Consider the following 13,269-nt stretch of genomic DNA (forward strand, 5'->3'; position numbering starts at 1 on the left):
TGCCCGATTGTGCCCGCGCGTTGCGGCGAACGGGTGAAAGCACGCAGCCTCAACGCGGGGCTTGGCGTTCGATCTGTTCGAGCCTCGGCAGCGCGCGCCCCTCAAGCGGGGATAGCGTGACCGACAGGCGCCAGAAGAACAGGCCTACCAGGCAGAGCAGCAACACTGTCCAGGCCAGCCGGCGGCGGCTCCATCGCCTGGGCGGAGGCATGTAGGCGGCGAGAGCGAGCAGCGCGGCGATGACGGTGATCGCATCGAAGCTGCCGCGTTGCCAGTAGCTGCCGCCCATGTGCAACCACATGCCGAACTCGTCGAAGGTGAGGGCCAATCCCACGCCGTAGGTCGCCGCGAGGACATCGCGCCATTTCCCGTCGGGAGGGGAAAACAGCAGCACCGCGCCCACGATGGAGAGCAGGAAGATGCCGAAGTTCAGGTGGTGTACGTGGGTTCCGCCGACGTGGAGGTAAAGGTCCGGGAGGTCGCGGGTCATGATGAGGAACACCACGATCCGCGCGCACACGAATGTCACCACGAAACTGGTGAGGACGATCCGCTGGAGGCGACGGGTGCGCATGGCTTCGAGCGGAGCCTCAACCACGCAAGGCCATCGCGTCTCCTTTAAGGCGCGACCGGATACCGGCTGGAAATCGCGATTCGATTCCAGGCATTGATCACAACCCCAAGCCACTCGACAGCCGCGATCTCTTCGCTTGAAAGACTGGCTGCGGCGAGTTCGTACGTGGAATCCCGCACCTGTCCGTCCGCAATCATCGTGATTGCCTCCATCAGTTCCAGCGCCGCGGATTCCTTGGCGTCGAAATACGCACTTTCCCGCCATGCCGGGAGAAGGCTGATCCGGTCGCTGGATTCGCCGTTGGCCAGGGCATCGCGGGTATGCATCCGGACGCAGTAGGCGCATTGATTGAGTTGGGACGCGCGGAGACGCAGGAGGTGGGCGAATCCCTCCGCCAGCCCCGCCGAGGCGATGGCTTTCGTAACCAGTTTTTCGAGTCCGGCGACGGCCTGGTACAACTCGGGGGCCGCCTTCCCGAGATTCACTCTTGTCGACATGGGAGTCTCCCTTTCGCAACTGCGGCCGCAGCCGCCTGCGCGCCAGTGGATTCGCATTCACTGCATGGAATGCAGACCAATCATGTTGCCTTCCGTATCGGTTACCAGGGCGATGAAGCCGTACTGGCCGATGGAGAATTTGTCCTTGAATATCTTGCCGCCGCTTGCCGACGCGCGCTTCGCTTCCACCGAGCAGTCCGTGCAGGTGAAGTAGACGATGGTGTTGTTGCCGCCGGATGGATAGCCCTCCATCTTCACCAGCGAACCCGCGGCGCCAGGCTGCCCGGAATGCATCGGGAAGGACCACATCTCGATGCCGGGGGAGTCGAGTCGTTCCAGGTGGGCGGTGAAGACGGCTTCATAGAAGGCCTTGGCCCTGGCCATGTCCTGCACATAGATTTCGAACCAGCCGACGGGATTGCTTGCCATGGCACGCGCCTCGCCTGAAGTGGGCGTTCTTTGTAGTCGGGACTGCGCTTGTGCGAGGTGATGGTTTCGTCAGGATGCCCGGGCTCAACGCGGGCAGCACCCGGCGCGGAGCCCCATAAGCGTGCTCGCGCTCGTGCGCCGTCGTTGCGACGGAGCACCGGGGAAGCGGCAAGGGCCGCCGTTGCTTGCCAACGACGGACCGATAGGACGTCAGAAGCGGTAGACGTAGCCCAGGCGCAGGCCGCTGTCCTTGAAGTCGACATTGCCGTTGAAGTCCGACTTGCTGGCATCGACCTTGATCTTGCTGATGGTGTAGTCCAGCAGGAAGCCGGAGCGCTCCCATGGGAACCATTCGATGCCGAGGCGCCCGAAGTAGACGTCGCCGTCGACATCGTTGACGTTCACGGAGAAATAGCCGGCATCGGCCGACATGCGCCAGTCGTCGTGGAACGCCCAGCGCCAGCTGCCGCCGATCGTGGGCGCCGGCAGGTCGGCGGACACGTCGTTGCGGATAGACCCGCCGGTCTGGTTGCCATTGGCGTCAACTTCCAGCGACAGGCCCAGTTTCAGCCGGTACCAGACCAGGCCGAAACGCGGACCCAAGGCCCAGCGCTCGTGCGAAGCGGCCCACCACACGTAATAGGCCTCGTAGGCGTCGATGTCGCTTTCGGCGCGAACCGTGCTCTGGGCCTGGTAGAGGGTGCCGTTGAACTCGATATCCCGCTGGGTCACGCGGGTCTTGTCGGCACTCTGGGTGTAGTAGCCCAGGCCGAACTCGTGGTGCTCCCACGGACGCCAGGTCAGGCCGATGTTGGCGATGATGTTGTCCTTGTCCAGCCCGAGGTCGCGGTGCAGGTCGACGGGGGTGCCGCGCTCGGTCTCGCCGTCGGCCCGGATCGAAGTGTCGAACGTGGTGACGTAGCCGCTGAGGCGGACGCTGAACGTGTCGAGCGGTTCCACCGCAAAGGCCTGCGCAGGGATGGCGAGCGCCAGGGCCGCGGTGGCCATGCAGGCGAGGGGGCGTGCCGTGAAAGACATGGGCATCTCCAGGAGGACGTGGGGCAAGGGCGTTCAGGAATCCCGGACTGGCTCCTTGCCTGCTCGGGAGAACGGTTTCCTAACCCCGGGGCGGCCAACGGGGTCGGGGTGGGTACAATTGCGTCCCCCTGCAGCCAGCCCGTCATCCGCCGTGAGCCGTATTTCCGCTTCGTCCGTGTCCGCTTCCACCCCCGTCGCGATCCGGCAGGAGGACCTGATCCAGTCGATCGCCGACGCCCTGCAGTACATCTCGTACTACCACCCGGTCGACTACATCCGGAACCTCGCCGCCGCCTATGAACGCGAGGAATCGCCGGCCGCCAAGGACGCGATCGCCCAGATCCTGATCAACTCGCGCATGTGCGCCGAGGGCCATCGCCCGATCTGCCAGGACACCGGCATCGTCACCGTGTTCCTCGAGATCGGCATGAACGTGCGCTGGGACGACGCCACCATGGGCGTCGAGGACATGGTCCACGAAGGCGTGCGCCGGGCGTACAACCACCCGGACAACAAGCTGCGCGCCTCGGTGCTGGCCGACCCCGCCGGCAAGCGCACCAATACGAAGGACAACACGCCGGGCGTGGTGAACGTGAAGGTCGTGCCGGGCAACACCGTCGACGTGATCGTCGCTGCGAAGGGCGGCGGCTCCGAGGCGAAGTCGAAGTTCGCCATGCTCAACCCGTCCGACTCCATCGTCGACTGGGTGCTCAAGACCGTGCCGACCATGGGCGCCGGCTGGTGCCCGCCGGGCATGCTCGGCATCGGCATCGGCGGCACCGCCGAGAAGGCGATGCTGCTGGCCAAGGAAGCGCTGATGGAGCCGATCGACATCACCGACCTGCAGCAGCGTGGTGCATCCAACCGCGCCGAAGAGCTGCGGCTGGAGCTGTACGAAAAGGTCAACGCGCTCGGCATCGGTGCCCAGGGCCTGGGCGGCCTGACCACGGTGCTCGACATCAAGGTCAAGGATTACCCGACGCATGCGGCGAACCTGCCGGTCGCGCTGATCCCGAACTGCGCTGCCACGCGCCATGCCCACTTCACCCTCGACGGCAGCGGCCCGGTGATGCTGGATCCGCCGTCGCTCGCCGACTGGCCGGAACTCACCTACGACGCGTCGAAGGGCCGTCGCGTCGACCTCGACACGCTGACCAGGGAAGACGTCGCCAGTTGGAAGCCGGGCGAGGTACTGCTGCTCAACGGCAAGCTGCTCACGGGCCGCGACGCCGCGCACAAGCGCATGGTCGACATGCTCAACAAGGGCGAGCCGCTGCCGGTCGATCTCAAGGGCCGCTTCATCTACTACGTCGGCCCGGTCGATCCGGTGCGCGACGAAGTCGTCGGCCCCGCCGGTCCCACCACCGCCACGCGCATGGACAAGTTCACCGAACAGGTGCTGGCGCAGACGGGACTGATGGGCATGGTCGGCAAGGCCGAGCGCGGCCCGGCCGCGATCGAGGCGATCAAGAAGCATCAGTCGGCCTATCTGATGGCCGTGGGTGGCGCCGCCTACCTGGTGTCGAAGGCGATCAAGGCGGCCAGGGTCGTCGGTTTCGCCGACCTGGGCATGGAGGCGATCTACGAATTCGAAGTGCAGGACATGCCCGTGACCGTGGCCGTGGATTCGCAGGGTACGTCGGTGCATCAGACCGGCCCGCGCGAATGGCAGGCGAAGATCGGCAAGATTCCGGTGGTCGTGGCCTGAGCTGCCGGCAGAGTGCCGGGGTGACCCGGCACTACAACTGCGACTTGAGCGGCAGGATGAACTTCTCGAAGAGCTTTTCCTTGAGCGGCCGCTTCTGCCAGGTCTGGTAGGTGTAGCGCCGCGTCGGCTTCAGGTCGCTCTCGAATACTTCGGTCATCCGCGCCGCGAAGGCGCGGTCGTAGACATTGAGGCTGGCTTCGTCGTTCAGCCGGAACGAGCGCAGGTCGAAGTTGGTGGAGCCCACCGACACCAGTTCGCCGTCCACGATCAGCATCTTGTTGTGGAACATCGTCGGCTCGTATTCCCAGATCCCGATGCCGGCCAGCAGCAGCGGTCCCCAGCCTTCCTTCGACGCGACGCGGGCAGCATCGGAGTCGGTGTTCTTCCCCGGCACCAGCACGCGGATGCGCACGCCGCGGTGGCGTGCGGCTATCAGTGCCTTGGTGATGAGTTCGTCCGGGATGAAATAGGCGGCCTCCAGGTCGATCGTGTGCTCGGCCGCCGCGATCGCCATCAGGTACATCAGGTGCATGCTCTCGCTGCCGCCCGCCGGCGAACTGATGAACATGTGCGCATCGACCCCATTGGCTGCTTCCAGGGGCGGGAAGTAGCCGGCGCCGTTGAGCACCTGGCCGGTGGTCTTGATCCAGTTGTCGTTGAAGGCGGACTGGAACTGCGCGACCACTGGTCCTTCGATGCGGAAGTGCACATCGCGCCAGTGATCGGCATCCTGGGCATTGCCCTGCCACGGGTCGCCGATGCCGACGCCGCCGGTGAAGCCCACACGGCCGTCGACCACCAGCAGTTTGCGATGGGTGCGGTTGTTGAGGCGCCCCAGGTTGTACCAGTGCAGCGGGCGGTAGCGTTCGACGTGCACGCCCGCGTCCTGCATCTGCTGCAGCTGTTTCTGGTCCATGGTGATGCTGCCGGCCCAGTCGATGGTGACGTTCACCGCCACGCCGGCGCGTGCACGTTCGGACAGGGCATCGGCGAATTCCTTGCCGACGCGGCCCTCCCAGTAGATGTAGGTCTCGAACGTGATCGTCTTCTGCGCGCCGCGGATTGCGGCCAGCATCGCGGGGAAGATCTCGTCGCCGTTTTCAAGGTCGGTGACGCGGTTGCCCGGCAGGATCGCCGGGCCGAGCAACACGCCCATCTCGCGCCGGAACTGCGGGTCGGAGATGGCGTAGCGGTGTTCGATCTTGCGCTCGAGCTTCTTCTCGGGGGCCACGAAGTTGAGCGACAACACGACCACTAACAAGGTCGCCAGGGCTGTGATTGCGATCGTCCAGAGCATGCGCTTGCGAGTCCAGGGCATTCGCGCACTCTGGAGAGCCGTTGCGCAATGCGGTGTGAAACCCGGGCGTAACGGCGCACGCGGCCCCGGGCTCAGTACCACTCCAGCAGCGAAATGCCCAGGCCGAGGGACAAGGCCTTGTGGTCGTAGTCGATCAGGCTTTCGCCATAGCCATCGAACACCTGTACATGGCCGCGCAGGGTGCGGTTGATCGGGAAGCCCCAGTCGAATTGCGCCGCACCGCGTGCGTTGTCGCCGGTGCGCAGGGAGTGGCGCGCCATCAGCGCAAATTCGTGGTCGTTCCAGCGATGCACCAGGGTGACGTCGCCGCGGCCGATGTAATCCTCGATGCCGGGGTTCTCGTCGGCGTTGCGGCCGTCGGGGATGCGCCACCACGGGCGCACCATCACCGCCCAGTTGTCGCGATCCAGGCCGATGTTGGCCACGATGCGGTTCCAGCTGCGCGAGATCGGGTCGGCGCGGCCATTCGACTGGTGGTTGACGCCGAAACCGAGCAGGCGCCCGTGCCAGCCGCCGAGCGACCAGCTGTTGCGGAACACCAGCATCACCTCGGGTTCGTAGTCGGTTTCGCGGAACGGGCGCGATTCGTCGGCGTTGTAGACCTGCCAACGCGAGCTCTGGGTGTAGGCCGCCCACAGGTCGCCGTTGTCCCCGAACAGGTTCTCCACGACCTTGGTCTTGAAGCTGAGCTGGAACTTGGCTTCGACCGGATCCAGCGATTGCCGCTGCGGCGGCACCTTGGACGGGTTGGAGGAAGTAGGCAATTCGTTGGTGTCGCTGGTCCAGAACGCGGGCAACAGGTAGACCGGCTTGTAGGCGCGGAAGTTGAAGACGCCCAGCTTCGAGTCCTTGGCCAGCTCCCAGCGGGTGTCGAGCAGCGAGCCCTTGCCGGCGTTGGCGATGCGTTCCTCGAAGACGGAGTCGTGCTCCTTGCGGAACAGGTCGCTGACCACGCGGCGCGTGCGTTCCTTCGCCGGCAGGTTTTCGCGTTCGAGGCGTTCGTACTGCTCGATGACCTGCCGCGTCGCCTTGGCATCGACGGCGGCCTGGTCGGCCGCGCTGGTGTCGGACGCGCGGCGTTTCATCGCGGCGTCATAGCAGGCCAGGCGGTCGGGGTCGGCCGCGATGGCGACGCAGGCTTCCGGGTTGGGTGTCGGCGGTTGTGCCTGCTGGGCGAATGCGGGAAACGTGGAGCAGAGCAGGAACAGGGCGGTAGCTTTGACGGGGGCACCCGGCTGCCCAAAGCTCATACGAACCACGCGATGGCGAACAGTCCGACCATCACGAAGGCCAGGCCCAGCTTGAGCACCGTGCCGACGACGATTCCTAGCCATGTCCCCAGGCCTACCTTGGTCGCCTGGCCGAGTTCGCGGCCACCCACGCCGCGCAGCCAGACCAGCTCACCGAGCAGGGCCCCGACGAAGGGGCCAATGAAGACGCCCACGACTCCGAAGAGCAAGCCGGCGAAGGTACCCAGGACCGCACCGACCAGGGCCGGCCTGCTGGCGCCGACCCGCTTGGCGCCAAGGGCCGTGGCCATGAAGTCGATGCCCAGCGAGAACAGTGTCAACACCGCCAGTATCGCCATGGTCCAGCCACCGACCTGCTCGAACCCGCCCGCCCAGGCGGCGAGCAGCATTCCGGCGAAGACCAGGGGCAGGCCGGGCAGGGCAGGAAGCACGGTGCCAGCGATGCCCACCAGCATCATCACCACCGCAAGCACGTAATAAATAGTCTGAAATTCCATCCCGTCCTGTCCCCGATATCTGGTCGTCTTTTGGGTGCTTGCCGGTCCGCGCGCGCCGTTGCATTTTCACCGATCCCGGGGTACGGTGCGGGCGCTGTGTTTGCCAGGGTCACCGTGAACCGTGGCCCGATGCGGTTGATCCATCGATCCGCTACATCGTTGCACCTCGCTTCCTCCTTGCGAACCAGCACACGACGCAAGTCGTGTCACAACCAGCAAACGTTCCAGGGAGCAAGTAAAAATGTCGAACCGTGAAACCGGTACCGTCAAGTGGTTCAACGATGCCAAGGGCTTTGGCTTCATCAGCCGTGAAAACGGCGAAGATGTGTTCGTGCACTTCCGCGCGATCCAGTCCCAGGGCTTCAAGAGCCTGAAGGAAGGCCAGAAGGTCACGTTCACCGTCGTCCAGGGCCAGAAGGGCCTGCAGGCTGACGCTGTCGAACCGATGTAATTGTCCCGGCGCGGTCTGACCGCGTAACAGGATTTTTGAAACCCGGCCCCGGCCGGGTTTCTTTTGTGCACATGCACAGTAAAAGGCCCGCGATTGCGGGCCTTTTCTTTGCGAGCTGCGTATCAAAGCAACGTGTCAACGCAATGTGGCGTGTCCGTTGTAGACATGGACATACGAGCCCTCATGGACGCCGTTGAGGTCGTTCTGCGTGACCGTCACGGTGCGGCCGTCGTCCATGCGGACATAGACGTTGTAGTGCGCACCGTGGACGTTGCGTTCGATTGCGCTGCCAGCGACTGCACCCACGACCGCGCCAGCCGCTGTAGCCGTATTCTGCTGGCCCTTGCTCTTGTCGTTGGCGATCTCGCGACCCGCGGCAGCTCCGACGACGCCGCCGAGCACCGCGCCGGTCACGCCGCTGCTGGGTTGGCCGATCTGTTCGATATGGGTGACGGTGCCGCAGTCATAGCAGGATGCGCTCGAACCACCGTAGCCGCCGCTGCTGTACCCGGGTGACGTGCTGTACCCAGGTGACGTGGCGCAGCCGGCCAGTGCCATCGAGGCCGCGGCAACGCAGATCAGAAGGGGATTGCGGATATTCATGCGACGCTCCTTGGTGGGGATACCGTGGCGGCGCATTGCTTCATGTCATGCGATGCATGCGCCAGGACCACGTGTCCCCAACCTAGGCGGGGCCGCGTGAACCGGCCATCAACTTTGGACCCTGCCCGCTGGTGCGTTCAGCCCCCAGCGGGAGAGGTGGTTTCCGGGTCAGCGGAAATCCTGGTGGCAGGCCTTGCAGTTGGCGCCGATGTCCTTGGCCAGTTTCGCCACGCCTTCACAGTTCATCGGTGGCGCAGTGAGCGCACCGTCGAGCGTGCCGCGCAACTTGCTCGCCGCGTCGGTGAAGCGCTGGTCGTCGGCCAGTCCGGGGAACGCAAGTTCAATGTCGTCGGCCGTCATGCGCAGTGCCTTGAGATGGGGCAGCGTGTCCGTGGCGGCGCAGCGGTTCTGTTCCGTCGCCTTGACCAGCCGGTCCATGTGCCAGTCCTGCACATGCATGAGGCTTTCCGGGAAGTGGTCCTTGCGGGCATCCCACGCGCGCAGCGCCATCACCACGCCGATGGCGCCCACGACCAGGCCGAGCAGGAACAGGAAGAGGTACTTCGAGCCATGGCCCTTGCGGACTGCCGTACCGGGGTTGGGATCGCTCATGCGTGACTCCTTCGTTGTGCCGCGTGCCGCGGCGACTTGCCGCGCACCATAACAAGGCAACACCCGGATTCGCCACCGGCCGCCGCTTACACTATGCGCATGACCACGCAAGCACTGGATCCCCGCTGGCAAGAACGTTTCGGCGGCATCGACCGTCTCTACGGCAGGGGCGCCCTGCGGCGTTTCGCCCATGCCCGCATTGCCGTGATCGGCATGGGCGGCGTCGGGTCGTGGGCCGTGGAAGCGCTGGCGCGTAGCGGTATCGGCCACCTGTGCCTGATCGACGCCGACGACCTGTGCGTGTCCAACACCAACCGCCAGTTGCCCGCGCTGCAGGGCCAGTACGGCCGCAACAAGGTCGAAGCGATGGCCGAGCGTTGCCGCGCCATCAACCCGGGCATCGAGGTGGAAGCCATCCCCAACTTCCTCACGGCCAGCAACATCGAGACGCTGCTCGATCGCGGCTTCGACCTGGTACTGGATGCCTGCGACAGCTTCCGCAGCAAGGTCGAGCTGATCGCATGGTGCCGCCGGCGCAAGCTGCCCCTGATCGTGTGCGGCTCCGCGGGTGGTCGCACCGACCCCACGCTCGTGCGCGTGCGCGACCTGTCACGCACCGAACACGACGCGATGCTCGCGCTGATCCGCAAGAAGTTGCGCAGCGAGTTCAACTTCCCGAAGAATCGCGACCGCTACTTCGGCGTCTCCGCGATTTATTCGCTGGAGAACGTCCAATACCCGCAACCCGATGGCAGCGTGTGCGGCGTGCGGCCGCAGGTCAGTGGCGAGGCGGCCTTGAAGCTGGACTGCGGCGCGGGGCTGGGTGCGGCGACGCACATCACTGGCACGTTTGCATTCGCCGCCGTCGGCCGGGCGCTCGAGCTCCTGCTGAAACCGCGCCGCGACACCGCCAGCAGCTGATCAGGCGTTCTGCCCGATCCCGAACAGGCGCTCCGCGTTGGCCGTCGTAATCGCGGCGATGTCCGCTTGGCTCTGTTGCCGCAACTGCGCGATCACCGCCAGCACGTTCGCCAACCGCGCAGGTTCGTTGCGTTGCCCACGGATGCCGGCATCCGGCTGGTCGGGCGCATCGGTCTCGAGCAGCAGGAATTCCAGCGGCATGGTGCGCGCAAGTTGGCGCAGGCGATTGGCGCGGTCGTAGGTGACCGGACCTCCAAGCCCGATCAGGAAGCCGAGATCCCACAGTTGCCGCGCCTGTTCGACGCTCCCGGAATAGCTGTGCACGACCCCGCGCAGCTTGCCCGTCTTGCGGATCGCGGCGATGACCGCATCCACTGCCCGGCGCGCATGCACGACGACCGGAAGATCGAAATCGCGCGCGAGGCGCAGCTGGCCATCGAAGTAAAGCGACTGGGTGTCGCGGTCGAGTCCTTCGACGAAGTAATCCAGCCCACATTCGCCGACGGCGACGGGCCGCTCGCGCTCGATCCATTCGCGCAACTGCGCCAGGTGCTCCGGCCGGTGCACGTCCAGGTACATCGGATGCAGGCCGTAAGCCGGGAACAGTCCGGTGCTGCGCGAACAGACATCGCGCAGCTTCGGCCAGTGGGCCGCAGCGACCGCGGGAACGATCTGCCGCGTCACTCCGGAGGCCTGGGCGCGGGCAATCACCGCATGGCGATCCGCGTCGAATTCCGCGGCATCCAGGTGGCAGTGGCTGTCGACCAGCACCATCGATCAGCGGCGTGATTCGCCTTCGATCACGCTCTTGGCGTTCTTGCCGGGAGATTCCGGTGCCTTGCGATTCTTGAAATTCGCCAGCAACAGGGTGCCGAGGCCAAGCAGGATCTCGTCCGCAAACGGTATGAAATCGGGAATGACCAGGTCGATCACGAACAGGACGGCCGTGACCACGAACAGCCGCGGATAGCTCAGGCGGCCAAGGAAACCGAGGAGCGGGGCAAGCAGGGGATTGGCCATGGGAAACGACCCGGGAAGGATGTGTGCACGCTATCACGCTGTGAACAACTGGTTCATTTTCGTTAGGTTTTCGTTGCTCCGGCTGGGCGCTCGTTCAGGTTCCCGGTGATGCAATGCAGCCGTCCAACAACACACGCGGGTTGACTCCCGCAGCAGGAGGCTCCAAATGAACAAGAACATGCTCGCCGTAGCACTGGCTTCGCTGCTCGTGGGTGGCGTCGCGGTGGCGGCGTACAACAGTTTCCGTGGCCACGGCGATGCCGCGGCCAGCGATTTCGCCACGGCCAACCCGCAGGCGACTGCCGGCACCGAAGGTGACCTGGCGGCCAACGGTGCGATCGAAGGCAGCAAGCTTGAATACGCGGATGTCGTCAACGTCAAGGAACTGACGGAGAAGAAGCCGCTCTACGCGACCGTGCTCGGCACCGAACCGGTCAAGGAGACCAGCACCACTTCGACCCCGCGCGAAGTCTGCGAGGACGTGGTCGTGCAGGAACGCGCCCCGGAACGTGATGGCAATGTCGGCGGCACCGTGGCCGGCGCGATCATCGGTGGCCTCGTCGGCAACCAGGTGGGCAGCGGCAACGGCCGCAAGGCCGCGACCGTGGCCGGCGCCGCCGCCGGCGGTTACATCGGCAACCGCGTCGACAAGAACCACGTGGGCGGCAAGGTCACCAGCCGCACCGAGCACCAGTGCCACACGGTTTCCAGCACCAGCACCTCGAGCAAGACCGTTGCCTACAACGTGACCTACCGCAACCCGGACGGCACCAAGGGCACGATGCGTACCGAGAGCAAGCCGGGTAGCCAGATCCGCCTGGGCAGCGAAAACGAAGTGGTCGGCTACGACGTGACCTACCGCTACAACGGCGCGGAGCAGACCATCCGCATGGATGAGAAGCCCGGCGACAAGCTGCCGGTGGTCAATGGCGAAGTGGTCACCCAGACCGCCGCCGCTACCGCGGACAAGACCCAGGGCTGATACACCCAGGGCTGAAGCAGCCGGGGTTGAAACATCCAGGCTGAAACCAGCCGCATGCAATACCCCGACGGGGCCGGACATCCGGCCCCGTCTGTTTTGGGACGTTGCCGAATCCGTGGCGTTGGGGTGCCGCGCCGCAACATGGGTCGATACAATGGGCGTCTTTCCCCCGCGCCCGAGCACCCGATGGCCCTGCCTTCCAACGATCTGTACGACGTCCGTTCCCTCCTGAGCGAAGAAGAGCAGGCCGTCCAGGACACCGTTGCCCGATTCACCAACGAGCGCGTGCTGCCGATCATCGGCGACGCCTTCGACCAGGGCCGCTTTCCGCGGGAACTGATTCCGGAAATCGCCGAGCTGGGCCTGCTGGGTTCCTCGTTGCCCGAGAAGTACGGCTGCGCCGGCCTCAACGCCGTCAGCTACGGCCTGATCTGCCAGGAACTGGAACGCGGCGACAGCGGCATCCGCAGCTTCGTCAGCGTGCAGTCGTCGCTGTGCATGTACCCGATCTACGCCTACGGCAGCGAAGAGCAGCGCATGCGCTGGCTGCCGTCGATGGCGCGGGGCGAGACCATCGGCTGCTTCGGCCTGACCGAACCGCATGGTGGTTCCGACCCGGCCAACATGAAGACCAATGCCCGCAAGGACGGCGGCGACTGGATCCTCAACGGCTCGAAGATGTGGATCACCAACGGCAACGTCGCCGATATCGCCATCGTCTGGGCGCAGACCGACGAGGGCATCCAGGGCTTCGTGGTCGAGAAGGGAATGGCCGGCTTCGCCGCCCAGGAAATCAAGCACAAGATGAGCCTGCGCGCCTCGGTCACCAGCGCGCTGTATTTCGACAACGTGCGCGTTCCGGAAGCCAATCGCCTGCCGAACGTGAAGGGACTGAAGGGTCCGCTGGGTTGCCTCACGCAGGCGCGCTACGGCATTACCTGGGGCCCGATCGGCGCCGCCATCGCGTGCCTGGAGGAAGTGCTGGCCTACACGAAGGAACGCATCCTGTTCGATCGACCGGTGGCGGCGACGCAGAGCGCGCAGATCAAGATGGCCGAGATGGCCCGCCGCATCACCCTGGCGCAGCTGCTCGTCGTGCAGCTGGGTCGCCTCAAGGATGCCGGCAAGATGCAGCCTGCACAGGTGTCGCTGGCGAAGTGGAACAACTGCCGCATGGCCATCGACATCGCGCGCGAATGCCGCGACCTGTTGGGCGGCGCAGGCATCACCACCGAGCACGCGGCGATCCGCCATGCGCTGAACCTGGAATCGGTCATCACCTATGAAGGCACCGAGACCGTGCACCAGCTGGTGATCGGCCGCGAGCTGACCGGCATCAACGCGTTCTGATATCCCGCGAACCCGTCCC

Annotated in this window: 16 protein-coding genes; 5 read left to right on the plus strand and 11 right to left on the minus strand. The window is 65.2% G+C overall.

The genetic code is table 11. The annotated features are described in order from the left end of the window. Positions 1-49: 49 nt before the first annotated feature. The 4 genes from ACYVGE_RS03420 to ACYVGE_RS03435 all read right to left on the minus strand — a co-directional run bounded on the left by ACYVGE_RS03420 (position 50) and on the right by ACYVGE_RS03435 (position 2,538). Entirely contained in the window at positions 50-574 is a 525-nt protein-coding gene (locus ACYVGE_RS03420; protein ID WP_460727034.1) for a hypothetical protein, read from the minus strand. A gap of 44 nt (positions 575-618) precedes the next feature. Beyond that, a complete protein-coding gene (locus tag ACYVGE_RS03425) occupies positions 619-1,071 on the minus strand; it encodes a carboxymuconolactone decarboxylase family protein (RefSeq protein ID WP_460727036.1) in 453 nt (150 codons plus the stop codon). A gap of 57 nt (positions 1,072-1,128) precedes the next feature. Further along, the gene (locus tag ACYVGE_RS03430; RefSeq protein ID WP_460727038.1) at positions 1,129-1,500 is read right to left on the minus strand and encodes a VOC family protein; all 372 of its coding nucleotides are present in this window, start codon (positions 1,498-1,500) and stop codon (positions 1,129-1,131) included. Between the two features lie 210 nt (positions 1,501-1,710). Next, positions 1,711-2,538: a hypothetical protein gene (locus ACYVGE_RS03435; RefSeq protein ID WP_460727040.1), complete on the minus strand. Its 828-nt coding sequence runs from the start codon at positions 2,536-2,538 to the stop codon at positions 1,711-1,713. A gap of 175 nt (positions 2,539-2,713) precedes the next feature. Here ACYVGE_RS03435 and ACYVGE_RS03440 point away from each other — a divergent pair, with 175 nt between their 5' ends. Beyond that, positions 2,714-4,246 (plus strand): fumarate hydratase, encoded by a 1,533-nt coding sequence (locus tag ACYVGE_RS03440; protein WP_460727042.1) that lies wholly within the window; start codon positions 2,714-2,716, stop codon positions 4,244-4,246. Positions 4,247-4,277: 31 nt separating this feature from the next. Here ACYVGE_RS03440 and ACYVGE_RS03445 read toward each other — a convergent pair whose 3' ends face one another. The 3 genes from ACYVGE_RS03445 to ACYVGE_RS03455 form a co-directional block, all read right to left on the minus strand. Continuing rightward, positions 4,278-5,543: a phospholipase D-like domain-containing protein gene (locus ACYVGE_RS03445; protein WP_460727297.1), complete on the minus strand. Its 1,266-nt coding sequence runs from the start codon at positions 5,541-5,543 to the stop codon at positions 4,278-4,280. A gap of 92 nt (positions 5,544-5,635) precedes the next feature. Next, positions 5,636-6,814 (minus strand): phospholipase A, encoded by a 1,179-nt coding sequence (locus tag ACYVGE_RS03450; RefSeq protein ID WP_460727044.1) that lies wholly within the window; start codon positions 6,812-6,814, stop codon positions 5,636-5,638. Beyond that, the gene (locus tag ACYVGE_RS03455; protein ID WP_460727046.1) at positions 6,811-7,311 is read right to left on the minus strand and encodes a DUF456 domain-containing protein; all 501 of its coding nucleotides are present in this window, start codon (positions 7,309-7,311) and stop codon (positions 6,811-6,813) included. The genes ACYVGE_RS03450 and ACYVGE_RS03455 overlap by 4 nt, the downstream gene beginning before the upstream one ends. A gap of 241 nt (positions 7,312-7,552) precedes the next feature. On the opposite strand from ACYVGE_RS03455, the gene ACYVGE_RS03460 reads away from it, so the two are divergent. After that, positions 7,553-7,762 (plus strand): cold-shock protein, encoded by a 210-nt coding sequence (locus tag ACYVGE_RS03460; protein WP_310051957.1) that lies wholly within the window; start codon positions 7,553-7,555, stop codon positions 7,760-7,762. A gap of 135 nt (positions 7,763-7,897) precedes the next feature. Here ACYVGE_RS03460 and ACYVGE_RS03465 read toward each other — a convergent pair whose 3' ends face one another. Beyond that, the gene (locus ACYVGE_RS03465; RefSeq protein WP_460727299.1) at positions 7,898-8,359 is read right to left on the minus strand and encodes a glycine zipper 2TM domain-containing protein; all 462 of its coding nucleotides are present in this window, start codon (positions 8,357-8,359) and stop codon (positions 7,898-7,900) included. Between the two features lie 174 nt (positions 8,360-8,533). After that, positions 8,534-8,977 carry a hypothetical protein gene (locus ACYVGE_RS03470; protein ID WP_460727048.1) on the minus strand — a complete coding sequence of 148 codons (444 nt, stop codon included), beginning with the start codon at positions 8,975-8,977 and terminating at the stop codon, positions 8,534-8,536. A gap of 99 nt (positions 8,978-9,076) precedes the next feature. Here ACYVGE_RS03470 and tcdA point away from each other — a divergent pair, with 99 nt between their 5' ends. Then, complete coding sequence (gene tcdA / locus ACYVGE_RS03475; RefSeq protein ID WP_460727050.1) at positions 9,077-9,898, plus strand: tRNA cyclic N6-threonylcarbamoyladenosine(37) synthase TcdA; 822 nt, start codon at positions 9,077-9,079, stop codon at positions 9,896-9,898. Here the strand turns inward: tcdA and ACYVGE_RS03480 are convergent, their stop codons facing one another. After that, the gene (locus ACYVGE_RS03480; protein WP_460727052.1) at positions 9,899-10,672 is read right to left on the minus strand and encodes a TatD family hydrolase; all 774 of its coding nucleotides are present in this window, start codon (positions 10,670-10,672) and stop codon (positions 9,899-9,901) included. It lies immediately after the preceding gene. 3 nt (positions 10,673-10,675) lie between these two features. Next, positions 10,676-10,918 (minus strand): DUF6116 family protein, encoded by a 243-nt coding sequence (locus ACYVGE_RS03485; RefSeq protein ID WP_460727054.1) that lies wholly within the window; start codon positions 10,916-10,918, stop codon positions 10,676-10,678. A gap of 166 nt (positions 10,919-11,084) precedes the next feature. On the opposite strand from ACYVGE_RS03485, the gene ACYVGE_RS03490 reads away from it, so the two are divergent. Then, entirely contained in the window at positions 11,085-11,900 is an 816-nt protein-coding gene (locus ACYVGE_RS03490; protein ID WP_460727056.1) for a glycine zipper 2TM domain-containing protein, read from the plus strand. 186 nt (positions 11,901-12,086) lie between these two features. Beyond that, positions 12,087-13,250 (plus strand): acyl-CoA dehydrogenase family protein, encoded by a 1,164-nt coding sequence (locus tag ACYVGE_RS03495; protein ID WP_460727058.1) that lies wholly within the window; start codon positions 12,087-12,089, stop codon positions 13,248-13,250. Positions 13,251-13,269: the final 19 nt, after the last annotated feature.

The organism is Lysobacter rhizosphaerae (assembly GCF_054779795.1).